Annotated in this window: 21 protein-coding genes; 11 read left to right on the plus strand and 10 right to left on the minus strand. The window is 69.4% G+C overall.

Features of this window, described 5'->3' with window-relative positions; genetic code table 11:
* From ACSMFO_RS11335 to ACSMFO_RS11365, 7 genes are all read right to left on the minus strand, one after another.
* Complete coding sequence (locus ACSMFO_RS11335; protein WP_436458484.1) at positions 1-699, minus strand: PP2C family protein-serine/threonine phosphatase; 699 nt, start codon at positions 697-699, stop codon at positions 1-3.
* 247 nt (positions 700-946) lie between these two features.
* Positions 947-1,768, minus strand: a complete 822-nt coding sequence (locus ACSMFO_RS11340) for a hypothetical protein (RefSeq protein WP_436458485.1) — start codon at positions 1,766-1,768, stop codon at positions 947-949.
* Between the two features lie 44 nt (positions 1,769-1,812).
* A complete protein-coding gene (locus tag ACSMFO_RS11345) occupies positions 1,813-3,663 on the minus strand; it encodes a glycosyltransferase family 39 protein (RefSeq protein ID WP_436458486.1) in 1,851 nt (616 codons plus the stop codon).
* 3 nt (positions 3,664-3,666) lie between these two features.
* On the minus strand, positions 3,667-4,920 hold the full coding sequence (locus ACSMFO_RS11350; protein ID WP_436458488.1) for a glycosyltransferase: 1,254 nt from the start codon (positions 4,918-4,920) through the stop codon (positions 3,667-3,669).
* A gap of 74 nt (positions 4,921-4,994) precedes the next feature.
* Complete coding sequence (locus tag ACSMFO_RS11355; protein WP_436458489.1) at positions 4,995-6,839, minus strand: ArnT family glycosyltransferase; 1,845 nt, start codon at positions 6,837-6,839, stop codon at positions 4,995-4,997.
* A gap of 4 nt (positions 6,840-6,843) precedes the next feature.
* Positions 6,844-8,370 (minus strand): sensor histidine kinase, encoded by a 1,527-nt coding sequence (locus ACSMFO_RS11360; protein WP_436458491.1) that lies wholly within the window; start codon positions 8,368-8,370, stop codon positions 6,844-6,846.
* Positions 8,371-8,831: 461 nt separating this feature from the next.
* Entirely contained in the window at positions 8,832-10,844 is a 2,013-nt protein-coding gene (locus tag ACSMFO_RS11365; RefSeq protein ID WP_436458493.1) for a fatty acid desaturase, read from the minus strand.
* Between the two features lie 453 nt (positions 10,845-11,297).
* Here ACSMFO_RS11365 and tig point away from each other — a divergent pair, with 453 nt between their 5' ends.
* The 6 genes from tig to ACSMFO_RS11395 all read left to right on the plus strand — a co-directional run bounded on the left by tig (position 11,298) and on the right by ACSMFO_RS11395 (position 17,138).
* Positions 11,298-12,668: a trigger factor gene (gene tig / locus ACSMFO_RS11370; RefSeq protein ID WP_436458495.1), complete on the plus strand. Its 1,371-nt coding sequence runs from the start codon at positions 11,298-11,300 to the stop codon at positions 12,666-12,668.
* Positions 12,669-12,840: 172 nt separating this feature from the next.
* Entirely contained in the window at positions 12,841-13,443 is a 603-nt protein-coding gene (locus tag ACSMFO_RS11375; protein ID WP_016332353.1) for a ClpP family protease, read from the plus strand.
* A 27-nt stretch (positions 13,444-13,470) separates the two neighbouring features.
* The gene (locus ACSMFO_RS11380; protein ID WP_016332354.1) at positions 13,471-14,142 is read left to right on the plus strand and encodes an ATP-dependent Clp protease proteolytic subunit; all 672 of its coding nucleotides are present in this window, start codon (positions 13,471-13,473) and stop codon (positions 14,140-14,142) included.
* Between the two features lie 218 nt (positions 14,143-14,360).
* Entirely contained in the window at positions 14,361-15,656 is a 1,296-nt protein-coding gene (gene clpX / locus ACSMFO_RS11385; protein ID WP_005158397.1) for an ATP-dependent Clp protease ATP-binding subunit ClpX, read from the plus strand.
* 104 nt (positions 15,657-15,760) lie between these two features.
* Positions 15,761-16,141, plus strand: a complete 381-nt coding sequence (locus tag ACSMFO_RS11390) for a hypothetical protein (protein ID WP_360122430.1) — start codon at positions 15,761-15,763, stop codon at positions 16,139-16,141.
* A gap of 76 nt (positions 16,142-16,217) precedes the next feature.
* On the plus strand, positions 16,218-17,138 hold the full coding sequence (locus tag ACSMFO_RS11395; protein ID WP_436458498.1) for an anti-sigma factor RsbA family regulatory protein: 921 nt from the start codon (positions 16,218-16,220) through the stop codon (positions 17,136-17,138).
* Positions 17,139-17,143: 5 nt separating this feature from the next.
* On the opposite strand, the gene ACSMFO_RS11400 is transcribed toward ACSMFO_RS11395, so the two are convergent.
* Positions 17,144-18,085, minus strand: a complete 942-nt coding sequence (locus ACSMFO_RS11400; protein WP_436458500.1) for an alpha/beta hydrolase-fold protein — start codon at positions 18,083-18,085, stop codon at positions 17,144-17,146.
* Positions 18,086-18,211: 126 nt separating this feature from the next.
* A complete protein-coding gene (locus ACSMFO_RS11405) occupies positions 18,212-18,910 on the minus strand; it encodes a TetR/AcrR family transcriptional regulator (RefSeq protein WP_038517264.1) in 699 nt (232 codons plus the stop codon).
* Between the two features lie 70 nt (positions 18,911-18,980).
* On the opposite strand from ACSMFO_RS11405, the gene ACSMFO_RS11410 reads away from it, so the two are divergent.
* The gene (locus ACSMFO_RS11410) at positions 18,981-20,414 is read left to right on the plus strand and encodes a carotenoid oxygenase family protein (protein ID WP_436458502.1); all 1,434 of its coding nucleotides are present in this window, start codon (positions 18,981-18,983) and stop codon (positions 20,412-20,414) included.
* 274 nt (positions 20,415-20,688) lie between these two features.
* On the opposite strand, the gene fdhD is transcribed toward ACSMFO_RS11410, so the two are convergent.
* Positions 20,689-21,519, minus strand: coding sequence for a formate dehydrogenase accessory sulfurtransferase FdhD (fdhD, locus tag ACSMFO_RS11415; RefSeq protein WP_436458503.1), 831 nt, complete (start codon positions 21,517-21,519; stop codon positions 20,689-20,691).
* A 102-nt stretch (positions 21,520-21,621) separates the two neighbouring features.
* On the opposite strand from fdhD, the gene ACSMFO_RS11420 reads away from it, so the two are divergent.
* The 4 genes from ACSMFO_RS11420 to ACSMFO_RS11435 are packed head-to-tail and all read left to right on the plus strand — an operon-like array spanning position 21,622 to position 25,319.
* A complete protein-coding gene (locus ACSMFO_RS11420; RefSeq protein ID WP_436458504.1) occupies positions 21,622-22,983 on the plus strand; it encodes an L-lactate MFS transporter in 1,362 nt (453 codons plus the stop codon).
* The gene (locus ACSMFO_RS11425; protein ID WP_255355414.1) at positions 22,980-23,108 is read left to right on the plus strand and encodes an MFS transporter small subunit; all 129 of its coding nucleotides are present in this window, start codon (positions 22,980-22,982) and stop codon (positions 23,106-23,108) included. Before ACSMFO_RS11420 ends, ACSMFO_RS11425 begins: the two co-directional genes overlap by 4 nt.
* Positions 23,109-23,123: 15 nt before the next feature.
* Positions 23,124-23,867, plus strand: coding sequence for an SDR family NAD(P)-dependent oxidoreductase (locus ACSMFO_RS11430; protein ID WP_073846437.1), 744 nt, complete (start codon positions 23,124-23,126; stop codon positions 23,865-23,867).
* 48 nt (positions 23,868-23,915) lie between these two features.
* Positions 23,916-25,319 carry an LCP family protein gene (locus ACSMFO_RS11435; RefSeq protein ID WP_436458506.1) on the plus strand — a complete coding sequence of 468 codons (1,404 nt, stop codon included), beginning with the start codon at positions 23,916-23,918 and terminating at the stop codon, positions 25,317-25,319.
* Position 25,320: the final 1 nt, after the last annotated feature.

Below are 25,320 nucleotides of genomic sequence, written 5' to 3' on the forward strand. Positions count from 1 at the left end.
TCAGGCCGCGACGCGAAACTTTTCCGTGGTGACCTCCGCGCCGGGCGGATCCACCACGATCGCGGTGGCGTTGTCGGAGCCACCGAGCGAGATCGCCGTCCGCACCAGCTCCGCGGCCGCCCCGTCCGGCATCCCGAGGATGTCGAGCATGGCCGGACCGCTGAGCGTCTTGTGCACACCGTCGCTGGTGAGCAGAAGCCCGCCGGTCGTGACGGTGGCGGTGCCGATCTCGTGCGCACCGGCCGTGCGGACGCTGGTGGTGACGACGTGTTCCATCCGCGGTGTCACGGGTTGGTCGTGGTCGCGGAAGTACTGCGCGAGCGTATGGTCCTTCGTCACCTGCCGCACGGTGTAACCGTCCCAAGCGTACGCCCGCGCGTCCCCGACCCACGCGATGCCATACCCTTCGCCGGTCCGGACGGCCACGACGAGGACGCAGTCACCGGCCTCGCCGAGGGCGAGCACGGCCCGCTGAGCAGCGAGAACGGCCCCGGCAGCCCCCTGATCGACCGGTGTCCTCGCCGCCGCCGATGCCGCCGTGCGCGCCGCTTGTGCGGCATTCGGGTGATCTCCGACTCCATCGGCCAGCGCGAACACGATCCCGCGGCCGCCCGCCGCCGCGTACGCCGCGACGGCGTCCGCGTTGTACTCGCGCGGTCCCCGCGCGCTCGCCGTGTGCCAGTGCGGAAGCTCCCTCATCGTCTACTCCTCACCCCTGGGTGATCCCTGCTTCCAGGATCCGCCTGAATCCTGTGGGTGACCTGAGGGTTCGGTGAAAGGCAGCTGTCGGTCAGCGCAACCGCGTGATCAGAGACGCGACTCGCGTGATCACACCCGTAACTCGCGTGATTGGAGGCGGAACTCGCGAGTTACGCCTCCAGTCACGTGAGTTCCGCCTTCAATCACGCGAGATCGGTGCTTGATCACGCGAGTCGCGAGGCCGCGGTCAGCGCAGACGGGTGATCAGTGTCCGCAGCCAGCTCTCCGCCATCGCCGGTTCCTTCCGCAGATGCCGCACGAGCAGGTCCCGCCCCGCCTTCGAGCGCCCCGCCTCGACGATCGCGACCGCCTCGGCCAGCCCCCGCAGCCGCTTCTCCGAATGCTCCGGCGCGCGGCCGTTCTCATCCGACCAGCGCGGCCGCGGGAACGACGCCGTCAGCTTGGGCTGGGTGTTCCCGAAGTAGAGCCAGACCGGCTCGTCGAGCGAGATGTTCCGGACGCCGTTCGCGGGCAGGTCGGCGGGCCAGCCGAAATGCCGCTGCCAGCGGAACGCCGACGGCGTGGTGTCCTCGCTGATGGTGATCCCGAGGAACCGGAGACGCCCGCGGATGATGCTCCACGCCTCGCGCTCGTCGTCGATCCACTGCCGCAGCAGCCCGTACAGGTCGGTGAACGTCTGTCCTGTGTAGACGAGGTCGACGAACACCTTCGGCCGTCCGCGCGCCAGGTCGTGCGGGCTCAGGCCCGCCGAGGCGAGATAGCCGCGAAGAGTGTCCACATCGGACTCCGCCAGGCCGGACCGGGTCCCCGCGAACGAGAGCGGCAACTGGTGGATCCGGTCCCGCCAGGGGGTTCCGCTCAGCAGATCGTGCACGCTGTCAGCGGAGCGGCCGACGAAGTAGAGGTCCGCGTCTCCCGCCCGGGCGATCACCTTCGCGGCGCATTCGATCAATTCGTCCAGGAACCACAACGACGGTTCTTCGGCGCGCTCCAGTAGCGTCCCGAGCTGGTCGGGGCGCACGAGATCCCAGCGGTACGGCCGATTCACGCCGTCCAGGATTCCCGTGCGCCCCAAGGTTTGTCGACGCAATTTCAGGAGAGCAGGTTGTACACCGTCTGTTCGCCGACCGTGGTGGCGGTGAAGTTCTCGGCGACCCATTCGGAGATCTCGTTCGAACCGCCGCCCGGTCCGCCGCCGCGGCCGCCTTCGACGTAATAGGTGATGTCGCCGTTCGCCACGTACTGCTGGAATTCGGCCAGGGTCGGTGCGGGATCCCCGCCGCTCCAACCGCCGATGCCGATCACCGACTTGCCGCTCGCGAGTTCCAGGTTCGCCGCCGACTGGGAACTCGACGTCGCGGCCGCCCATTTCGTCGTGGTCGCCGCGAGCACGGCCCCGATCTCCGCCGAGGAGCCCTCCTCCATGCCCATGCCCATTCCGCGCTCGCCCCCGGTGGACGGGCCGGAGATCGGGATCGAGCCGGAGTGCGACTGCGAAGCGGTCTCGATGCCGTATGCGGTGGTCCCGAGGCCGATCGTCAGCACGGAGACCGTCGCGACGACGGCGACGAGTTTGCGCAGCGGCGGGACACCCACGAGCACGACGGTCGCGGTCACCAGGCCGAGGCAGACGATGATCCAGCGCAAGGCGGGCAGCCAGTCCGCGTCACGGTCCAAGAGGATGTACGCCCACACGGCGCTGGCCGCGATCATCAGCGACAGGAACATCCGGGGCGCGAAATGCGCCCGGCCGCGCCACAGCGAGGTCCCGGAGATCGCCACCACCGCGGCGATCGACGGCGCCAGCGCGACGGCGTAGTACGGGTGCACGATCCCGCTCATGAAGCTGAACACCAGCGAGGTGACGAGCATCCAGCCGCCCCACACGATCAACGCGGCCCTCGTCCGGTCGGTCCCGGCCGCCCGCCGGGTGAACCACAGCCCCGCGACCAGCCCGATCAGCGCGGCGGGCAGGAGCCACGACACCTCGCCGCCGAAGCTGGCGCCGAACATCCGGGTCAGGCCGCTCTCGCCGCCGAAGCCGACGTTCCCGCCACCGGAGCCGACGGAACCGCCGGGGCCGCCGACCATCACGCCGCCGCCCATGCCGAAGATCCGGCCGAGACCGTTGTAGCCCAAGGCCAGTTCGAGCAGGCTGTCCCCGTCCGAGCCGCCGATGTACGGCCGCGAATCGGTCGGCCACAGATCGACCAGCGCGATGAACCAGCCCGCCGAAACGACCACCGCGGCCACCGCGCCCAACAGGTGCGGCAGGCGTTTGCCGAGCGACGTAGGCGCCGCGATCAGGTACGCGAGCCCGAACGCGGGCAGCACCAGGAACGCCTGCATCATCTTGGTCAGGAAGCCGAATCCGATGGCGACCCCGGCCAGCGCCAGCCAGCGGGGGCTCGCCTTTTCGATCGCGCGGATCGTGCAGTACCCGCCTGCGATCAGGAGCAGCGTCAGCAACGCGTCCGGGTTGTTGAACTTGAACATGAGCGCGGCGACCGGCGTGACGGCGAGCGCCGCCCCGGCGAACAGGCCGGCGATCGGTCCGGAAGTCCGCTTGACCGTCAGGTACAGAAGACCGACCGATGCCACGCCCATCAGCGCTTGCGGGGCCAGCACGGTGAAACTGGAGAAACCGAAGATCCGGGCGAACGCCGTCGTCACCCAGAGTGCGGCCGGGGGTTTGTCGACCGTCAGGACGTTCCCCGCGTCGAGTGAGCCGAACAGCCACGCCTTCCAGTCCTGGGTGCCCGACTGCACGGCCGCCGCGTAGAACGAGTTGCCGTAGCCGGAGGCGGTCAGGTTCCAGAAGTACAGCAGCGCGGTGGCGGCGAGCAGCCCGAACACGGCGGGCCGGACCCAGCGGCCGGGTGGTTTCGTGGCGGTTTCCCCGGCGTGGCCGGGTTCGGCCCGGGAAGCGAGTGCGGTGGTCATCGATCAGCTCTCCATCTCGGTGGCGGGGCGGCGGCGGAACACCCAGCCCCGCAGCAGCAGGAAACGCAGGACGGTGGCCGCGAGGTTCGCGAGCACGAGCGCGGTGATCTCCAGCGTCAGCCCCGGCGCGGTCATCGTGTGCAGCAGCGCCAGCGCGCCACTGGTGAGCGCGAGCCCGAGCCCGAACACGATGAGTCCCTGGAACTGGTGCAGCCCGGCGCCTTGCTTGCCGCGGATGCCGAAGGTCAGGCGCCGGTTGAGCGCGGTGTTGCCGATCGCCGTCACCAGCAGCGCGACGAGGTTCGCCGCCTGCGCGCCGGTGAACGTCCGCAACAACAGGAAAAGCACGAGGTAGGCGACGGTGCTGGCGACACCGACGGCGGCGAACCGCACCAGCTGCCGCACCAGGCTCGGCGCCACTCCCGGCGCCTGTACCTGGATCGGCGCGCGGCCGAGTTGCTCGCGCAGGCCGCTGATCGGGATCCGGCCGGTCATCGTGGCCTTGGTCAGCCGTGCGATGCCTTTGAGGTCGGCGGTGGCGGTGGCGATGATGTTCACCGACGAGTCCGGGTCGTCGACCCAGTCGACCGGGACTTCGTGGATCCGCAGCCCGGCCTTCTGCGCCAGCACGAGCAGTTCGGTGTCGAAGAACCAGCCGGTGTCCTGGATGTGGGGGAGCAGCCGTTCGGCGACGTCGGCACGGATCGCCTTGAAACCGCATTGCGCGTCGCTGAACCTCGCCGCCAGCGTGCCGCGCAGGATCAGGTTGTAGCAACGGGAAATGAACTCCCGCTTCGGCCCGCGCACCACCCGCGCGCCACGGGCGAGCCTGCTGCCGATGGCGAGGTCGGAGTGGCCGGACAGCAGTGGCGCGATGAGCGGCCCGAGCGCGGCCAGATCGGTCGAGAGGTCGACGTCCATGTACGCGAGCACCGGAGCGTCCGAAGTGGACCAAACGGCACGCAACGCGCGGCCGCGGCCTTTTTCCTCGAGGTGCCGGACTTCGACGGAGTCGAACTCGCGGCTCAGCCGCTCCGCGACGTGCAGAGTGCCGTCGGTGCTGGCGTTGTCGGCGACGGTGATCCGGAACGGGTATGGGAACTGCTCCACGAGGTGCGCGTGAAGCCTTCGGATGCACGGTTCGAGGTCGTTCTCCTCGTTGTAAACCGGGATGACGACGTCGAGCACGGGGGAGCCGTCCGGGGCGATGGCGGGGCGGCGGCCGGTTTCGGCGCCGGAGAGGGTCGCGGTTGTCATGACGTCAATCTCGGCCATCGCGCTGAGGTCGCCTTGTGCCCGAGCTGTGCTGTCGCTGTGTCCTGTCACGGGATTCACCGGCTCAGGTCGTAGACGGTGACACCGTCCACAGTGGTCGGTTCGTAGGTGTCCGCGACCCAGGCGGCGATCCGCTCGGCGGCGTCGCTGCCGGTCTCCCCGCGCATCATCATGCCTTCGCCGAGGAAGTAGTGTATCCGTCCTTTTCGGACATATTCCTGGAACTGTTCGAGTGTGGGGGCCGGATCCGTGCCGTTGAACCCGCCGACGGCCATCACCGGCGCACCGCTGCCGAGCTGATAGCCCGCGGCGTTGTTGGAGCCGACGGTCGCCGCCGCCCAGGTGTAGTTCGCGCTGTCCCGCCGGATCAGCGCGGCCAGTTCGTCGCCGGGCAGGCTCGTCCCGAGCAGTCCGCCGCCCATCCGCATGCCCCGGCCCGTCTCCGGCCCGGCGGAGGGGAGCGCGCCGGAATGCGGGGTGGCCGCGGTCGCGACCGTGTACACGCCGGTGCCTGCGAGAACCGTGACCAGTGCGCCGAGGGCGACCAGACGCCTTGCCACGTCAGGCAAACGCGAGGCGAAGAACACCAGGAAGGCGCACAGGAGTCCGGCCACGAGGACCGCGATCGCGAGCCCGGGAAGCCAGTCGGATTGCCGTGCCAGCAGGAGATACGCCGTCAGCGCGGTCAGCCCGATCCCCGCGCTCAACGTGCCCGCGGCGGCCGGATTCCCCCGTGCGCGCCACAATTGTGTGCCCGCGATCCCGACGAGTGCGGCCACCGCCGGGGCGAGCGCGATCGTGTAGTACGCGTGGACGATGCCGCCCATGTAGCTGAACACGACGGCGGTCACCACGAACCAGCCGCCCCAGACGATCAGCGCCGCCCGGCCGCCGTCGGTGCGCGGGGCACGGCGCGTGAACCACAGCCCGGCGGCCAGCGCGACGGCGGCGGCGGGCAGGAGCCAGCCGATCCCGCCCGCCATTTCGTTGCCGAACAACCGGTCCCAGCCCGTGCCGCCCCAGCCGCCGTTGGGACTGCCGCCGACACTGCCGACCTCGTCGCCGGTGATCCGGCCGAGTCCGTTGTAGCCGAAAGCCAGCTCCCACAGGCTGTTCTCCTGCGAGCCGCCGATGTAGGGCCGGTCGGCGGCGGGCCACAACGCGACGACGGCGAGATACCAGCCGGCCGAGACCAGGGTCGCGGCCAAAGCGCCGAACAGGTGCAGCAGGCGTTTGCCCAGCGACGTCGGCGCGGCGATCAGATAGGCGATCCCGAACGCGGGCAGCACCAGGAACGCCTGGAGCATCTTCGCGAGGAAGCCGAAACCGACGGCGACCCCGGCCAGCGCCAGCCAGCGCGGGCTCGCTTTCTCCAGGGCGCGGACGACGCAGTACGCGCCCGCGGTCAGGAGCAGGACGAGCAACGCGTCGGGGTTGTTGAAGCGGAACATCAGCGCGGCGGCCGGGGTGAGCGCGAGGACGGTGCCCGCCAGCAGCCCCGCGGCAGGGCCGGACGTCCGGCGCACTGCGGCGTACAGCACCGCGACCGAGCCGACGCCCATCAACGCCTGCGGCACCAGGACACTCCAGGCGTTGACCCCGAACAGGCGCGCGGAAAGGCTCACCACCCACAACGCGGCCGGTGTCTTGTCGACCGTGATCGCGTTCGCGGCGTCGCTGGAACCGAAGAACAACGCCTTCCAGCTCAGCGATCCCGCCTGCGCGGCCGCCGAGTAGAAGGCGTTGGCCCAGCCGGATTCCCCGAGGTTCCACAGGTACAGGACGGCGGTCGCGAGCAGAAGCGCGGCCAGCGACGGCCGGACCCAGCGCGGATCGGCCGGCGTGCCTCGGGCGGGGGGAGCGGTTCGATCGGCTTCGTCGCGGGAGGCGAGGAGGGTCATGGCCTCAGCGTCGGGGGCCGACCTGGGGGGTGGTTGTGCCGAAGCTGTGCACCCGCTGTGAGGATCCGATCACCGGAAGGTGGACGGCGAATTCGGTGCGGCCCGGACGGCTGTGCACCTCGATCGTGCCGTGATGGGCCACGACGATCGCCGACGCGATCGCCATCCCGAGCCCGGTACTGCCCGCGGCACGTGAGCGGGAGGAATCACCGCGGGCGAAGCGTTCGAACACGCTCGGCAGGAGTTCCGGGGCGATCCCGGGGCCGTCGTCGGTGACGGTGAGCACCGCGGCCCCGCCGTGCGAGCGGGTCAGCGCGGTGATCACCGTGGTGCCCGGCGGGGTGTGCGTGCGCGCGTTGGACAGCAGATTCGCCAGCACCTGGTGCAGGCGCTGGACGTCGCCGCGGACGAGGACGGGAACCGGCGGGAGCCGGAGTTCCCAGCGATGGTCCGGGCCCGCGACGTGCGCGTCGCCGGCGGCGTCCGCGGCCAGCCGGGTGAGGTCGACCTCGCCCGCTTCGAGCGGGCGACCGGCGTCGAGTCTCGCGAGCAGGAGGAGATCCTCGACCAGTGTCGTCATCCGGGCCGCCTCGGACTGGATCCGCGACATCGAACGCGCGACCTCCGGCGGCGCCAGCGCGCTGCCGCGGCCGGCGAGTTCGGCGTACCCGCGGATCGCCGCGAGCGGCGTGCGGAGTTCGTGGCTCGCGTCGGCGACGAACCGGCGGACCCGGGTCTCGCTGGCCTGCCGGGCTGCCAGCGCCCGCGCGATATGCCCGAGCATGAGGTTCAGCGCCGAACCGACCTGGCCGACCTCGGTCCGCGGATCGGTGTCGATCTCGGGCACCCGCACGGAAAGCGCGACCTGCCCGCGGTCGAGCCGCATCGCCGACACCCGGCCCGCGGTCGCCGCGACCCGGTCGAGCGGGCGCAACGTGCGCCGGACGGCGAACGCGCCGAGGAACCCGGCGCCGGTGACGCCCGCCGCCGCGACCCCGAACAGGATCCATCCGACGGTGGCCAGCGTGTCCTGCATCGGCCCGAGCGGGAGCCCGGTGACGACCACGCCACCGGGGATCGAGGCGGCCTGCACGCGATAGTCGCCCAGCCCGCCGATCGTCAGCGTCATCGGCGGACGATCCGCCGGGATCGAGAACAGCCCGGCCTCCTGCTCGGCCGACAATCCCTGCGGAAGTCCTTGCACGGTAAGGACTCCCGCGTAGAGTACGCGGTCACCGGAGACCCGCACGCTGAGCGTCCCGGAGGCCTGGCCCGGCGCGTTGAGCGGATTGGGACCTAGCCCGTCCTCCGGCGGCCGGTTCGCGAAGTCGTGGGCGCGGGACGACGCGGCCGAGAGCTGGTCGTCGATCTGGCGGGTGAGGAACGACCGCAGCGCGATCTCGCTGGCGACGCCGATCACCAGGCAGACGAACGTGAGCAGCAGCACCATCGAGCCGGTCAGCTTGGCGCGCAGGGAAAGCCGCCCGGGCCGGGTCCACCGGCGCGGGCCGGCGGTCGGTCCGGATGCCATGACCCGAGCGTGCGCCGCCGTCGTATGCGCGCGTTGTGTCCCACCTGTGAGCCCGCTGTGTGCCGCGATGCCGCACTCGCGTTATCGGACGACACGGGTGATCAGACGGACGACACGCGTGATGCGATGGACGACACGCGTGTCCAGCCGGACGCCTCGCGGCAGGACCGGGTCGCGTCCGAGTGTCCTAATTCCTGCATCGTCGAGGGGGGTTGCTCGGGTCGAGGAGCTTGATCAACGGAAGATCGGGGACGTTGAGTGTCCCGAATCCTCCGTTGATCAAGGTCATGCCGAGCGGGGAAGATTCCGGACACTGGACGTCCCCGATCCTCCCCACTCGCCGACATCGGCTCCGCCACGGCAGCAGGACGGGGGCGAGCCGAGTGGGTGAGCAAATACAGGTTCACCAGAACACGAGTCGCCACTCACGACCCCATCGACCGTTGTGGCCGGGGCCGGGGTCAGCGGTCGTAGTCGACGTTGAGTTCGGGCGAGGTCGCCACCGCCCGGCAGGTCAGGATCCGGCCCGCGGCGACCTCGTCGTCCCCGAGCGCGTAGTGGACGTCCATCCGCGCGCTGCCCCGCACCACGGTCGCCCGGCACGTGCCGCACGCCCCGCCGACGCACGCGTACGGCGCGTCGACGCCGTGCCGGAGCGCGGCGCTGAGCACGGTTTCGCCCACGGTCGCGGGGATTTCGACGGTCTTCCCGCCCGCGGTGACCGTCAGCGTCGGGCCGGGGCGCCGTGAGGGACGGACCGGAAGCGCGCCCTGGAACAGTTCGAAGTGGACGTCCTCCTCCGGGACGTCCCGGTCGGCGAGTGTCCGGCGGGCCATGTCGACGAGGTCGCGCGGGCCGCACAGGAACCAGTCGTCCACCTTCGCCGGGTGCAGCCGCGCCTGCAGCAGCGCGCGGAGGCGGGTGCCGTCGAGACGGCCGCGCTGGTAGCGCTCGTGCGAGATGGCCAGCGCCTCGCCGACGATGTCGAACGGCTTCTCGACCCGTTGCGTGCGCAGGTCCGGGTCGCGTTCGTCGGTGCGGTAGTGCACGACGTGCAGCCGTCCGCCCAGCCGGGTGGCGAGCGCGCCGAGCTCGTCGGCGAACATCGTGCTGGCGCCGGAGGTGTTGATGTACAGCAAGGTCGCCTTGCTGTTCGGCTCGTTCCGCAGGGTCGCGGTCAGGATCGACAGGATCGGCGTGATCCCGCTGCCCGCGGCGAGCGCGACGTAACGACCGGCGCGACCGCGCTCCGGGGTCAGCGTGAACTCGCCGTCCGGCGGCAGGACGTCCAGGACGTCGCCCGCCGCGAGTTCCGTGGTGGCGAACGTCGAGAACGCGCCGCCGAGCTGGTGCTTGATCGCGATCCGCAGCTCACCGGAGTCCGGTGTCGAGCAGATCGAGTAGGCGCGCCGCACCTCTTCCCCGTCGACCTCCGCGCGGATGACGAGGTGCTGGCCGGGGGTGAACAGGAAGGTCTCGCGCAGTCGCTCCGGCACCTCGAACGTCACGGTGACGGCACCTTCGCACAGCGGCCGGACCTCGGCGACCCGCAGCGAGTGGAACCGGCTCGGCCGCAGCGGCTGCGGCGCGGGCGGTTCCTCGTCGAACGAGCCGGTGAGCCGCCGCCATTCGCGGTACTCCGACGCCGTCAGCTCGCGGCCCCACGGGGTCGCGATCGGGACGTCCCTGGCGAGGTAGGCGTCGCGGTTGTCCCGCCACGTGCGCAGGTACCGGTAGAACGGGATCGCCGGGTGGAGATGGTGCACCAGGTGGTAGTTCTGGCACAGCATGATCGGCGTCATCAGCCATTCGAGCCCGACGCGGACGCGGGTGGCGCCGAACCGGTTCTGCCGCTGCGCGCCGAGGTCGTGATGCGGCAGCCAGTCGAACCACCAGGCCAGTACGGCCAGCCCGACGCGTTGCGGGATCAGGTAGACCATCAGCAGTTCCCAGCCGTGGCCGCTCACGGTCAGCCAGGCGAACGCGGCGAAGCTCAGCGCGACGACTGCCGCGGTCTCGATCCGCTCCGACGGCGGCCGCGTGCGCTGCCGGGCCACGTAGAAGCGGGCGTACCAGAAGTCGATGGTCAGCCAGCGCAGCGGCAACTGCCACCAGGGGCCGTGCGCGGTCCAGGCGTCGGGGTCGGTGTGGGCGTCCTCGTTGGTGTTGCGGTGGTGCTCCAGATGGATGTAGCGCACCAGGGGGAAGGAGCCGTAGGCCGCCACGAACGGCATCGCGAGCCTGCCGAGCAGTTCGTTGACCCAGGTGAGCCGCCCGGCCGCGTGATGCGTCGACTCGTGCAGCACGGTGAACATGGTGAAGGTGACGAGCGCGTGCAGGGGGATGGTCACCCAGAGCGGCGCGGCCTCGTTGACGACCAGCCAGGTGGCGCCCGTCCAGACCATGGCACCGCCGGTGAACAGCAGCACGGTCGGCACCGAGACCAGCGGCAGCGGCAGCCGCGGATTGGGCACACCGCGTCTCGGTCTTCTCTCGGGTGATTCCCCCGTGTCCTCGGACCGGGTTACGGCGACGGTCATCGATCGTTCCCCTCGGTCGATGGCTACCGGGACAAGCTCGCATACCGTAGACAATTAGTACTGGTTTGTAAACTTCATCCGATCGCCGAAACGCCTCGTCACGGCGTCCGATGGTGAAGCGTGGCACGCATCCGTGTCCAGGAAAGGGTCGGTTCGTAACAGAGAAGAACCGAAAACTGGTCCGATCGGGTGGTCGGGGGCCTGATGGCCCGACGTGGTTCGAAACCTGTGACCGGCGGGCGAGGGCGGGCTGATGGCCCCGGGACCGGGCCGGGAAGGGACACGGCCTAGACTCGGACGGCCCGGTCTGCAAGGTGACCAGGGCACATCCGCCGTCGACGACATGCGGATGCTCAAACACATCGTTTACCGCTCGAGGAGAATACGTTGAAGAGCACCGTCGAGCAGCTCAGCCCGACGCGAGTCAAGATCAATGTCGAGGTGCCGTTCGACGAGCTCAAGCCGAACTTCGACCGCGCCTACCGCAAGATCGCCCAGCAGGTGCGCATCCCCGGCTTCCGTCCGGGCAAGGCGCCGGCTCGCGTGCTGGAAAGCCGGATCGGGCGAGCCCCGGTGCTCGACGAGGTCGTCAACGAGGTCATTCCGGCCAAGTACATGGAAGCCGTGCGCGCGGGCGAGGTCCGCACGCTGGGCCAGCCCGAGTTCGAGGTGACCAAGCTGGAGGACCGCGAGGTCCTCGAGTTCACCGCCGAAGTCGACATCCGCCCGGAGATCTCGCTGCCCGACCTCGAGGGCTTCGCGGTCAGCGTCGACGACGTCGAACTGACCGACGCCGAGGTCGACGAGCAGCTCGACGAGCTGCGCGCCCGCTTCGGCACCCTGACCGGTGTCGACCGCCCGGCCGAGAACGGCGACTTCGTCTCGATCGACCTCGCGGCCACCGTCGACGGCCAGGAGGTCGAGGAGGCCTCGACCACCGGCCTGTCCTACGAGATCGGCTCCGGCCAGCTCGTCGACGGTATCGACGAGGCGATCATCGGCGCGAACGCCGGCGAGACCAAGACCTTCACCACGAAGCTGGTCGCCGGCGAGCACACCGGCAAGGACGCCGACGTCACCGTCACCGTGCAGACCATCAAGCAGCGCGAGCTGCCCGAGGCGGACGACGAGTTCGCCCAGATGGCGAGCGAGTTCGACACGATCGACGAGCTGAAGGGCGACCTTCGCGAGCGCCTCGGCCGCGTCAAGAAGATGCAGCAGGGCGTCCAGGCCCGCGACAAGGTCCTCGAGGAGCTCCTCGAGCGCACCGAGGTCGCGATCCCGGAGAAGGTCCTCGAGGCCGAGATCGAGAACCGCAAGCACGACGCGATCCACCCCTTCGACCACGACGAGGCGCAGTTCGCGAAGGCGCTGGAGGCCGAAGGCCGCACGATCGAAGAGTTCGACACCGAGGTCCGCGAGGAGTCGGAGAAGGCGGTCCGCACGCAGCTGCTGCTGGACAGCATCGCCGACGCCGAGCAGACGTCGGTCAACGACGGCGAGCTCACCGAGCGGATCATCTACCAGGCGCAGCGCTTCGGCGTCAGCCCGGACGAGTACGTCCAGCGGGCGCAGCAGTCCGGTCAGCTGACCGCGATCTACGCCGACGTGCGCCGCGGCAAGGCGCTGGCCTCGGTGGTCCGCAAGACCACCGTGACCGACGCCTCCGGCGCCACGGTCGACCTCGAAGAGCTCTTCGGCCCCGCAGTCGAGGAGACGCAGGTCACCGAGGAGACCGCGAAGACTGCGGCCGAGTAGGGAATATCCGGTCCGGTCGAAACGGACCGTAAAGCTGTAAGCGAACTTGGGCGGTGTCAGGCATTCTGCACCGCCCAAGTTCGTTAGGGTCGGTTGCAAGATCCTCAAGCATCTGGACATACGCGGCGGCGAACGTTCCACCCGCCGCCGTCGGCGAAAAGGCAGGCATGACGTGACGCAGCACACGCCCCAGGCGCGGACCGGTACCGCAGGGCTCAACCTCACCGACTCGGTCTTCGAGCGGTTGCTCCAGGAGCGCATCGTCGTCCTCGGCTCCGAGGTCAACGACGAGGTCGCGAACCGGATCACCGCCCAGTTGTTGCTGCTCGACGCAGACGACTCCGAGTCGGACATCCGCTTCTACATCAACTCGCCCGGTGGCTCGGTCACCGCGGGTTTCGCGATCTACGACACCATGCAGCTGATCCGCCCGGACGTCGCGACCTACGCGATGGGCCTGGCCGCGTCGATGGGGCAGTTCCTGCTCTCCTCCGGCACGCCCGGCAAGCGGTACGCGCTGCAGCACGCGCGCATCCTCATGCACCAGCCCTCGGCGGGTGTCGGCGGCACGGCCTCCGACATCGCCATCCAGGCCGAGGTGTTCGGCAAGTGGAAGCAGGAGCTGGCCCGGATCACCGCCGAGCAGACCGGCCAGACGGTCGAGCAGATCGTCAAGGACGGTGACCGCGACCGCTGGTTCACCGCGCAGGAGGCGAAGGACTACGGCTTCGTGGACCAGGTCCTCACTCGTGAGAACCCGCTTCCCAACAGCTGATCCGCGCCCGGCACACAGGAGAATTCAATGAGCAACTTCCAGCTTCCGATCGGGTCGCAGGCGCCCGGGATGCAGTCGCGGCTCCAGCTGCCGCAGTCGCGGTACGTCCTGCCCTCGTACGTCGAGCGCACGAGCTACGGCATCAAGGAATCGAACCCGTACAACAAGCTGTACGAAGAGCGTCAGATCATGCTCGGCGTGCAGATCGACGACGCGTCGGCCAACGACGTGATGGTCCAGCTGCTGCACCTCGAGCACGAGGACCCGGACCGCGACATCATGATCCTGATCAACTCGCCCGGTGGCTCGTTCACCGCGCTGATGGCGATCTACGACACGATGCAGTACGTCCGTCCGGACATCGTCACCATGTGCATCGGCCAGGCCGCCTCGGCCGCCGCGGTGCTGCTGGCCGCCGGTACCCCCGGCAAGCGGTTCACGCTGCCGAACTCGCGCGTGCTGATCCACCAGCCCGCCACCGAGGGCACGTACGGCCAGGTGTCGGATCTGGAGATCCAGGCCAACGAGATCCAGCGGGTGCGGCGCCAGATGGAGGTCATCCTGGCGAAGCACACGAACAAGGACGCCGACGAGGTCAAGAAGGACATCGAGCGCGACAAGATCCTGACGGCCGACGAGGCCAAGGCGTACGGGATCGTCGACGAGGTGCTCGAGTACCGCAAGGCTTCGAGCAGCTGATCGCGTGAGGGGACCGGTGCGTGTCGGGAGACGACACGCACCGGACCCCTGGTCTATGGTCAGCTTCTGGCGTGCTCAGATGTGACGTTGGTTCTCCCGTCGGCGGCATCGGACGGGTACCGTCAGTGGCAGTGTGTGAGGCTCCGAGAGGTCATCCGTGACCGGGGCGGTAAGACAGTCAGGCGCGTATCGCGCCGGAGGGGACGAGGTCAACGGCCATGGCACGGATCGGTGACGGCGGCGACCTGCTGAAATGTTCTTTCTGCGGCAAGAGCCAAAAGCAGGTGAAGAAGCTCATTGCCGGCCCCGGGGTCTACATCTGCGATGAGTGCATCGATCTCTGCAACGAGATCATCGAAGAGGAACTGGCCGAGGCCGGTGAGGTCAAGCTCGACGAGCTGCCCAAACCCGCCGAGATCCACGAGTTCCTCGAGCAGTACATCATCGGCCAGGACGACGCGAAGCGTTCGCTGGCCGTGGCGGTGTACAACCACTACAAGCGTGTGCAGTCCGACGACAAGGCCGGGCCGAAGGATTCCAAGGACGAGACCGTCGAGCTGGCGAAGTCCAACATCCTGATGCTGGGGCCGACGGGCTGCGGCAAGACCTATCTGGCCCAGACCCTGGCGAAGATGCTGAACGTCCCGTTCGCGATCGCGGACGCCACGGCGCTCACCGAAGCCGGGTACGTGGGCGAGGACGTCGAGAACATCCTGCTCAAGCTGATCCAGGCGGCGGATTACGACGTCAAGCGCGCCGAGACGGGCATCATCTACATCGACGAGGTCGACAAGATCGCCCGCAAGTCGGAGAACCCGTCGATCACCCGCGACGTTTCCGGCGAGGGCGTGCAGCAGGCGCTGCTGAAGATCCTCGAGGGCACCACCGCCTCGGTGCCGCCGCAGGGCGGCCGCAAGCACCCGCACCAGGAGTTCATCCAGATCGACACGACGAACGTGCTGTTCATCGTGGCCGGCGCGTTCGCCGGGCTGGAGAAGATCATCAACGAGCGGGTCGGCAAGCGCGGCCTCGGGTTCGGCGCGGAGATCCGCACCAAGGCCGAGATCGACGAGAGCGACATCTTCTCCGACACCATGCCGGAGGACCTGATCAAGTTCGGGCTGATCCCGGAGTTCATCGGGCGTCTCCCGGTCGTGGCGACGGTGACCCACCTCGACAAGGACTCGCTGGTCAGCATCCTGACCACGCCGCGCAACGCGCTGGTGAAGCAGTACAAGAAGCTCTTCGAGATGGACAACGTCGAGCTGGAGTTCACCAAGACCGCGCTCGAGGCCATCGCCGACCAGGCCGTGCTCCGCGGCACCGGCGCCCGTGGCCTGCGCGCGATCATGGAAGAGGTCCTGCAGCCGGTCATGTACGACATCCCCAGCCGCGACGACGTCGCGAAGGTCGTCATCACCGAGCAGACCGTCCGCGAGAACGTGAACCCGACGATCGTGGCGCGTCAGCCGTCACGCCGTCGCAACAGCGAGCGCGGCGAGAAGTCCGCCTGACGAAAGCTGTTCGTCACCGATGCCCCGGCCGGATCCAACCGGGCCGGGGCATCGCTTTCTCCGGCCCGGTCCGGCCGGTGACCGGACCGGGATAGGATGCGAAGGTGCCGCTGACTCCCACGAAGGACGAGAACGAGGCTCCCGAGCTGGCAGCCGCGAGTCCACGCGAGGTCAGGGGACTCGTCGAACTCACCGAACGCATCGTCGTCGGGGCCTACCGCGGGCATCCGTGGATCCCGCGCGCGCTGACGATCGCGCTGGGCGTGCTGGTGGCGACCTGCCTGGTGGCCGGGGTCGTCCGCTTGTCGCCGCTGCCGCTGATCCCGCTGCCGTTCTTCGCCGTTTCGGCGTACGCGCTCGTCCGGCTCAAAGCGGCGAAAAGCGCGGAGGCCACCCGATCGCTCGTCGCGTGGACCGGGCTGTTCACCGGTGCGACGCTCGCCGGATTCTGGTTGATCTCGATGGCGGGACGCTGGCTCGGCTGATCGGCCCGGCACCCATTTCCGGATTTCCCTCCGTTAGCAGGGTTTCAGAATCCCCTCGACGGGGTATGACGAGTCCGTGACAGTCACCGCGGGTCTCTTCTCCCACGTGGGCCTGCTCTACTCCGGTGACGCCGAGTACGTGAACGGTACGGTTCCGTACATCCTGGAGGGCCTGAAGCTCGGCGAGCCCGTCGCCGTGGCCGTCCCAGGCCGGAATCTGTCGCTGATCGAAGCGGCCTTGGGCGATTCCGCGGCCGAGATCGAGTTCATCGACATGACCGAGGCGGGCCGCAATCCCGGCCGTATCCTCCCCGGCGTGCTGCTCGCGTTCGCGGACAACCGCCCGGGTCCGGTGCGGATCATCGGCGAGCCGATCTGGGCGGGCCGGTCCGCCCTCGAGTACCCGGCGTGCGCGCAGCACGAGGCCCTGATCAACTTCGCCTTCGGGGACCGCGAGCTGAGCATCCTTTGCCCGTACGACCGCAACCGACTCGAAGACGACGTCCTCGCCGACGCCGAGCGGACCCATCCGACGCTGTCCGGCGCCGGGGGAGATCGCCCGAGCGCGGGATACGCCCCCGACGCGGTCGTCGAGAAGTACAACCTGCCGCTGCCCGAACCGCGGGCCGCCGACGCGTTCCGCTTCGACCTCGCCCGGCTCGGCGCGGTGCGGAGTTTCGCGCAGGACCGGGCCGAGGAGTACGGGCTCGCGTTGGAGCGGGTGGAAGATCTCGTGCTCGCCGTGGCCGAGCTGTCCGCCAACAGCGTGCTGCACGGTTCGGGCCACGGTGTCGTCCGCGTCTGGCGTGAAGAGGACTACGTGCTCTGCGAGGTCATCGACGAAGGCACGCTGAGCGATCCGCTGGCCGGCCGCCGTCCCGCCTCGCCGGGACAGATCGGCGGACGTGGCCTGGTGCTGGTGAACCAGGTCGCCGACCTGGTCCGGCAGTACCTGAGACCGGGGTCGACCGTGACCAGGATCTACTTCCGCGTCTGAGCGGCTCAGGCGTTCTTCGGGACGTGCTTGCCGAGGAACGCGATCAGGCTCGGCACGACCGTGCGGTTGAAGGCGTCGCCGTGCTTGCCGCGCGAGGTGTGCGCGACCATGGGCCGCGCCTCGGAGATGAACTTCCGCACCCCGCCGATGAACGGGTCTTCGGTTCCGCACCAGATCCCGGTCGGCACGCTCTTGGTGACGTCGACGTGGCGCAGCGGGTCCAGCGAGCCCCAGTCGGCGGCGTCGCGGAACGCACGCCGTTTGCTCATCTCGGCCCACGACGTGATCAGCGCGGGCGCGAGGGCCGCGACCGCGGCGGGCGGGCGACGGCGTTCCAGGCGGCGCCGGGTGTACAGCAGCGCGCCGAAGCCGCCCATCGAAAGCCCGGTGGCGGCGAACGGCAGCCCGTCACGGCCGCCGAGGCCACGCGCGGCGAGCCAGCGGGGGACCTCTTCGAGCAGCATCGCCATCGGGTTGTCACCCGGCTTGTTCTCGTGCCAGTAGTGGTCCCCACCGTCGACGGCGACGAACCCGAACGGGGGCACCGCCTTGCGGGCGACCTCGCTGCCGAGCTGTTTCAGCAGTCCTGTCGGGGCCGCGTGCCGCGCGGTGCCGTGGAGGCCGTGCAGCATCAGCGACATCGGCAGGCCCTTGGGCGGTGCCTTGGTCGGCAGCATGAGCACGAGATCGACCTCGCGGCCGCGGGCTTCGGAGTAGACGCGTTCGACACGCGGGCTGCCCAGCTGGGTGGCCGGGGTCGGCGACGCGACACCGAGCGCCCGCTGGAGCGCTTCGCTGAACGGCAGGGCTCCGGTGGCCGTTCCGGCGGCGAGACCGGCGACGCCGAGGCCGGAGGCACCCGCGATCAGCACGGAACGACGGCTCAGCCACCGGCGGGCGCCGTCCACCCCCGGCAGCGTCGTGTGCCCCTGGTCGTCCTCGTTCACCGATCCCCGATCCCGCTTCCCATTTCCCCGCCGTTTCTTTCCGGCCGTGGGCTTCCACCAGGTCAGACGCGCGTTTCCGCTCGAAGGTTGCACGATTCACCGACCTGTGACCGGGGTATCGCCGGATCAGGTGCCGATGTTTCCCTCTTTCGCGCGCCAGGCCTCGATCGAGAGGCGGGCGGACCGCGTCGCGGCCTCGTAAGTGTCGCCCAGGCCCACGCCGAGGGCGGTGGCCAGGGGAATCAGGATGTGGTCCACACCATTCTCGCCGTCGCCGAAGTGGCCGGCGACCTCCAGCGTGATGTAGCCGTGCACGGCGCTCCAGAGCTGGGCGGCGACCTCGAACTCCGGGGCGGGGCGGAACCGGCCGGCGTCGATCACCCGCTTCGCGGCGCGGACCAGATAGCCGAAGGCCTCGATGCCCTCTTCGCTGGCGTTCCGGCGGGTCTCCTCGTTGGTCATGTCGCCGAGGGTCGCCTTCTGCCCGCTGGGCTGGCTTTGGCCGAAGGTCACTGCGTAAAGGTGCGGGTCGTCCACGACGGTCCGCCGGTACGCCAGCGCCAGGGTGAGGATGTCGGCCGCCGGGTCGTCGGTCTCCTCGACCCGGCCCAGATTCGCCGACAGGCGCCGGAATCCCTCGCGCGCGACCTCGTCCACGAGTGCGCCCATCCCACCGAAATGGGTGTACACGGCCATGGTGGACGCGCCGATCTCGGCCGCCAGCTTGCGCGCCTGGAGCGCCTCCGGTCCGCCGTGCGCGAGCAGCCGGATCGCCGCCTCGATCAGCTTGCCCTTGACCTCGGCGGCGGAGGGTTTCGGTGCCATGCTTGCCAGTGTCTCATAACCCTGTTATAAATGAGAACATAACATCGTTATTCCAGGGTAGGGGTCTGTGATGGGCAACAAGTTCCTCGAGGGCAACTTCGCCCCGGTCAACCGTGAGCACACGATCACCGGACTCAGCGTCACCGGGCACATCCCGGAGTACCTGGACGGGCGCTACCTGCGGAACGGGCCGAACCCGCTGTCCGAAGTGGACCCCGCGACCTACCACTGGTTCATGGGCGACGGCATGGTGCACGGCGTCCGGCTGCGGGACGGCCGCGCCGAGTGGTACCGCAACCGCTGGGTGCGCAATCCCCGGCTCGCGCGGGAGCTCGGTGAACGCTGGGAAGGCGGCGCGGCCGCCGGCATGGGGGCCAACACGAACGTGATCGGCCACGCGGGCAAGACCCTCGCCCTGATCGAGGGCGGTGCCACGAGTTTCGAACTGACCGACGAACTCGACACCGTGGGTGCCTGCGATTTCGACGGCACCCTGCCCGGCGGCTACACCGCGCACCCGAAGCGGGACCCTGAGACCGGTGAGCTGCACGCCGTCTCGTACTTCTTCGGCTCGGGGAACAAGGTGCAGTACTCGGTGATCGACGCGCAGGGCCGCGCGCGGCGCACGGTCGACGTCGAGGTCACCGGCTCGCCGATGATGCACGACTTCTCCCTGACCGAGAAGCACGTCGTCTTCTACGACCTCCCCGTCGCCTTCGATTCGGAGCAGGCGGTCGCCGCGTCCGTCCCGACGGCGCTGCGCACCCCCGCGCGGCTCGTGATGTCCGCGCTGGTGGGCAAGGTGAAGGTGCCGGATCCCTTCGGAGCGAAGCTGCGGCAGCGGATCTCGGGCAACGCCGGCCTGCCGTACCGCTGGAACCCGAAGTATCCGGCGCGGATCGGGGTCATGCCGCGCGAGGGCGGCAACGGCGACGTCCGCTGGTTCGACGTCGAGCCGTGCTACGTGTTCCACCCGATGAACGCCTACGACGACGGCGACACCATCGTGCTGGACGTCGTCCGGCATCCGAAGATGTTCGACACCGAGCTGCTCGGACCGGCCGAGGGGCCGCCGACCCTGGACCGCTGGACCGTCGACCTGGCCGCGGGCAAGGTCGTCGAGGAACGTCTCGACGACCAGGGCCAGGAGTTCCCGCGCGTCGACGAGCGACTGGTCGGGCGGCCGCACCGGTTCGGCTACTCGGTGTCCACAAAGGATGGTTCGGCGTCGTCGGGCTCCCTGCTGAAGCACGATCTGTGGAACCGGTCGGTCCGGTCTCGGGAATTCGGCGACGGCGCGCAGGTGGGGGAGTTCGTGTTCGTCCCGTCCTCGGTGGACGCGGGCGAGGACGAGGGTGTGCTGATGGGGTTCGTCTACGATCCCGCGACGCAGAAGAGCGATCTGACCATTTTGGACGCGGGGACGCTGGAGACCGTGGGCGCCGTGCACCTGCCGGACCGGGTGCCGAACGGTTTCCACGGCAACTGGGTGGGCATGGAGTAAAGGGTCCCGTGACCGGCGGCGCCGAACCGGTACTTTCGCGTGATCGCGTGGACGGCACGCGTGATCAGAAGGACGACACTCGTGATCAGCGGGACGGCGCGCTCGTGATGCGGCACCGCACTCACGTGATTGAAGGCGGATCTCGCGTGCTGGAGGGCGGAACACCTGAGTGCGGCTTCCAGTCACGCGAGTCACGTGCCTGATCACGCGAGTCACGCCTTCACGGACTTCGGGCCAGTAGGTACAGGAGGACGGTTCCAGCCGTCCTCGCCGCTCAGCCGAGGCCGAGCACCCGTTGTTCGCCGCTGTAGAGGTTCATGCTGTCGCCGCGCAGGAAACCGATGAGGGTCATGCCGTTCTCCTCGGCCAGTTCCGCGGCCAGCGACGACGGCGCGGAGACGGCCGCCAGCAGCCCGATCCCGGCCATGGCGGCCTTCTGCACCAGTTCGAACGAGGCGCGGCCGGACACCAGCAACCCGGTGTCCGCCGCGGGGATCCGGCCCTCCTGCAGCGCCCAGCCCAGCACCTTGTCGACGGCGTTGTGCCTGCCGACGTCCTCGCGGACGACGGCGAGGTTCCCGTCGCCGTCGAACAGCGCGGCCGCGTGCAGGCCACCGGTGCTGGAGAACACCTTCTGGTGGGAGCGGAGCGTGTCCGGGAGCTTCGCCAGCACGTCGGTGCTCACCGCGAATTCGGACTTCTCCGGGGAAAACCGGCTTTTCAGCTTCACCGCATCGAGCGCGGCCTTGCCGCAGACCCCGCACGAGGACGTGGTGTAGAAGTTCCGCTCGACGCCGGTCTCCGGCGGGGCGACCCCTTCGGCCAGCGCGATGTCCAGGACGTTGTAGGTGTTGCGGCCCTGGTCGTCGACGCCGTCGCAGTACCGCGCGACCGCGACGTCCTCGCGCGAGGCGAGCACGCCTTCGGACAACAGGAACCCGTGCGCGAGTTCGACGTCGTTGCCGGGTGTCCGCATGGTGACCGCGAGTGCCTTGCCGCCGACGCGGATCTCCAGCGGTTCTTCGGCCGCGAGCGCGTCGGGCCGCCGCACGTCCTTGGTCGCGGAGATCTTCCGCACCGGACGCCGCACCGTCACCCTGCCCACTTGTCCACCCTTCTGACCGCATTATTCGACACTCGGATACTGCAACGTCGGGAATTAAGTAATACATTCCCTGTGCACATCCTCAGAGTACGGAGGCGCCGGATGGCTGTCGGCTTCCTGGACCGTTCCCGCATCGTCGCACCATCGGGCTGGAGCCGCTGGCTGGTGCCACCCGCCGCGCTGGCCGTCCACCTGTCGATCGGGCAGGCGTACGCGTGGAGCGTCTTCAAACCGCCGCTGGAGAAGACCCTCGGCCTCACCGGCACGGAGAGCGCGCTCCCGTTCCAGCTCGGCATCGTGATGCTCGGGCTGTCGGCGGCCTTCGGCGGGACGCTGGTCGAACGCAACGGGCCGCGCTGGGCGATGTTCGTCTCGATGGTCTGCTTCAGCTCGGGCTTCCTGCTCTCCGCGCTCGGCGTGGCGACGTCGCAGTACTGGCTCGTCGTCCTCGGCTGGGGCGGGATCGGCGGCATCGGGCTCGGGATCGGCTACATCTCGCCGGTGTCGACGCTGATCAAATGGTTCCCGGACCGGCCGGGCATGGCCACCGGCATCGCGATCATGGGCTTCGGCGGCGGCGCGCTGATCGCCTCCCCGTGGTCTTCGCAGATGCTGGGCACGGCGCCATGGTCCATCGGGACGGTCGCGACGGCCTTCCTCGTGCACGGCCTGGTCTACGCGGTCTTCATGACCCTCGGCATCCTGCTGGTGCGGGTACCCGCCGACGACTGGAAGCCGAAGGGCTGGGAACCGAAGACCGACCACGGCAACGCGATGATCACCACCGCGAACGTGTCGGCGCGCAACGCCATCAGGACGCCGCAGTTCTGGCTCCTGTGGGTGGTCCTGTGCTTCAACGTGACCGCGGGGATCGGCATCCTGGAGAAGGCCTCGCCGATGATCGCGGACTTCTTCCGCGAGACCTCCACGCCGGTCGGCACGGCCGCCGCGGCCGGGTTCGTCGCGTTGCTCTCGCTGACCAACATGCTCGGCCGGTTCGTCTGGTCGTCCACTTCGGACCTGGTGGGGCGCAAGAACATCTACCGGCTCTACCTCGGCGTCGGTGCCCTGCTGTACCTGGTGATCGCGCTGACCACCAACGCCTCGAAGCTCGTGTTCGTCCTGTGCGCGATGCTGATCCTGTCCTTCTACGGTGGCGGCTTCGCGACGGTGCCGGCGTATCTGAAGGACCTCTTCGGCACCTACCAGGTGGGCGCGATCCACGGCAGACTGCTGACCGCCTGGTCGATGGCCGGCGTGCTCGGGCCGCTGATCGTCAACGCCATCGCCGACAGCCAGAAGTCGGCGGGCAAGGTGGGCCCGGATCTGTACTCGACGTCGCTGTTCATCATGATCGGCCTGCTGGTCGTCGGTTTCGTCGCGAACGAGCTGGTGCGCCCGGTCGACCCGAGGTACCACGAGCCGGCGTCGTCCGGTGAGCCCGCGAGGAGTGAGGCCCGATGACCGAACAGGCTCCCGAACGCCGCCGCACCGGGCTGATGGTCTTCGCGTGGCTGTGGGTCGCGCTCCCGTTCGCCTACGGCGTCTACGAACTGTTCCGCAAGGTGGTCCAGCTCTTCGGCGGCTGAAGTAGGGTCGGCTCCGTGGGAGTTCTGGTCACCGGGGCGTCGCGCGGCATCGGCCGCGCGATCGCCCGCGCCTTCGCGGAAAAGGGCGACCGTGTCGCCGTCCACTACGCCTCGAAGCGGGAGGAAGCCGAGCGGACGCTCGGCGAGCTGCCCGGTTCCGGGCACGGCCTGATCCAAGGTGACCTTTCGGAACCCGAAGTGGCACAACGGGTCGCCGACGAGGCAGAGGCACTGGTGGGCGGGGTGGACGTCCTCGTGAACAACGCCGCCTTCGCGCCCTCCGCGGGTGCGGCCCATCCCGTCGCCGAAGTGTCCTATGAGGACTGGCAGCGGGTCTGGCGGCGGATGCTCGACGTCAACGTGCTCGGCACCGCGAACGTGACCTACTGCGTGGCGCGCCACATGATCGACCGCGGCGCGCCCGGCCGCGTGGTCAACATCGGCTCGCGGGGAGCCTTCAAGGGCGAGCCCGAGTTCCCGGCGTACGGCGCGAGCAAGGCGGCGCTGCACTCGCTGGGGCAGTCACTCGCCGTCGCCCTCGCCCCGCACGGGATCGCCGTGACCTCGGTCGCGCCCGGTTTCACCGCGACGGACCGGGTCGCGGCGAAGGTCGAAGGCGCGCGGGGCGAGAGCCCGTTCGGCCGGGTCGGCACGCCGGAGGAGGTCGCGGCCGCGGTGCTCTACCTGGCTTCCGGCGAGGCCGCGTGGGCGTCCGGGGCGATCCTCGACCTGAACGGCGCGTCGCATCTCAGGATGTGAACTGGATCACTGATGCAGCGCTGACGGCCTCCCGCGCGTCTATGGAACGTGCACAAGCTGGGGAAGGTCCTGGTCGCCGCGCTCGCGGTGGCGGTGTTCGGGGGGACCGCGTACGGATACACGACGCTGGAGTCGCTCGACGGCATCACCCGCGAGGACGTGATCGAGGCGCCGGATCCGGGGGAGCGGCCCGCCGACGGTTCGCTGGACATCCTGCTGGTCGGGCGCGACGCGCGCACCGACAACCAGGACCGGCCGCTTCCGCCGGAGATCCTGCGGGAACTGCGGGCCGGGGCGAACGGCGACGACCTGACCGACACGCTCATCGTGCTCCGCATCCCCAACGGCCAGCAGACGGTGAAGGCGTTCTCGATCCCTCGTGACTCGTGGGTCGCGCAGCCGGGCACGAAGGACAAGAGCAAGATCAACGAGATCTTCGGCCGGACCAAGTTCGCCTCGGCGAACGAGCAGCGCGCGGCGGGCAAGACCGACAAGGCCGAGATCAACAAGCAGGCGATCACCGCGGCGCGGAAGGCGACCCTCAAGGCCGTCGAGGAGCTCAGCGGCGTCAAGATCGACCACTTCGCCGAGGTCAACCTGCTGAGCTTCTACGAGATCAGCAAGGCCGTCGGCGGCGTCGAGGTCTGCCTGAAGAAGGCCACCAAGGACCGCGATTCGGGGGCGGACTTCCCCGCCGGGCGGCAGACGATCGCGGGCGCCGACGCGCTCGCCTTCGTCCGCCAGCGCAAGAACCTGCCCCGCAGCGACCTCGACCGCGTCCGCCGCCAGCAGGTGTTCCTCGCGGGACTGGCGAAGCAGGTGCTCTCCGGCGGGACCCTCGCCAACCCGGCGCGCGTGTCCGACCTGATCGACGCGGTGAAGCGTTCGGTCGTGCTCGACGGTTCGTGGGACCTGCTCGACTTCGTGCGGCAGATGCGCGGGGTGTCCGGCGGCGGTATCGCGTTCGAGACCATCCCGGTGGTCAACCCCGACTACCGCTACGACCCCCGGCATCCGACCTGGACCGCCGTGCAGGTCGACCCCGCCCAGGTGCGCGCGTTCGCCGCCTCCCTGATCGGAGTCCAGCCCACGACCCCGCAGGCGCCCGCCGGGCCCAAGGTCGACGTCGTCAACGCGAGCGGCAAGGACGGTCTCGCCGCCCGCGTCTCGGATCTCTTGGCGGAGAAGGGTTTCGGCAAGGGCGACACGAAGGCCGAGGCCGGACGGCGGACGTCGGTCGTCCGGTACAGCGACGCGGCCGGGCCCGCCGCGGAGATCGCGAAACTGCTCGGCGGACTGGACGTCCAGAAAGCCGATTCGGTCGCGGCGGGCAAGATCGAGGTCGTCCTCGGCCAGGTCTACAAAGGACCGGGCGTCTCCGCGGGCGGGGGCGCGATCGGAGCGCTCGGCCAGGCGCCGATCACGGCCGATGGCGCCGACTGCATCGACTGAG

The sequence above is a fragment of the Amycolatopsis sp. w19 genome, from assembly GCF_051373225.1.
Taxonomy (GTDB): Bacteria; Actinomycetota; Actinomycetes; order Mycobacteriales; family Pseudonocardiaceae; genus Amycolatopsis; species Amycolatopsis japonica.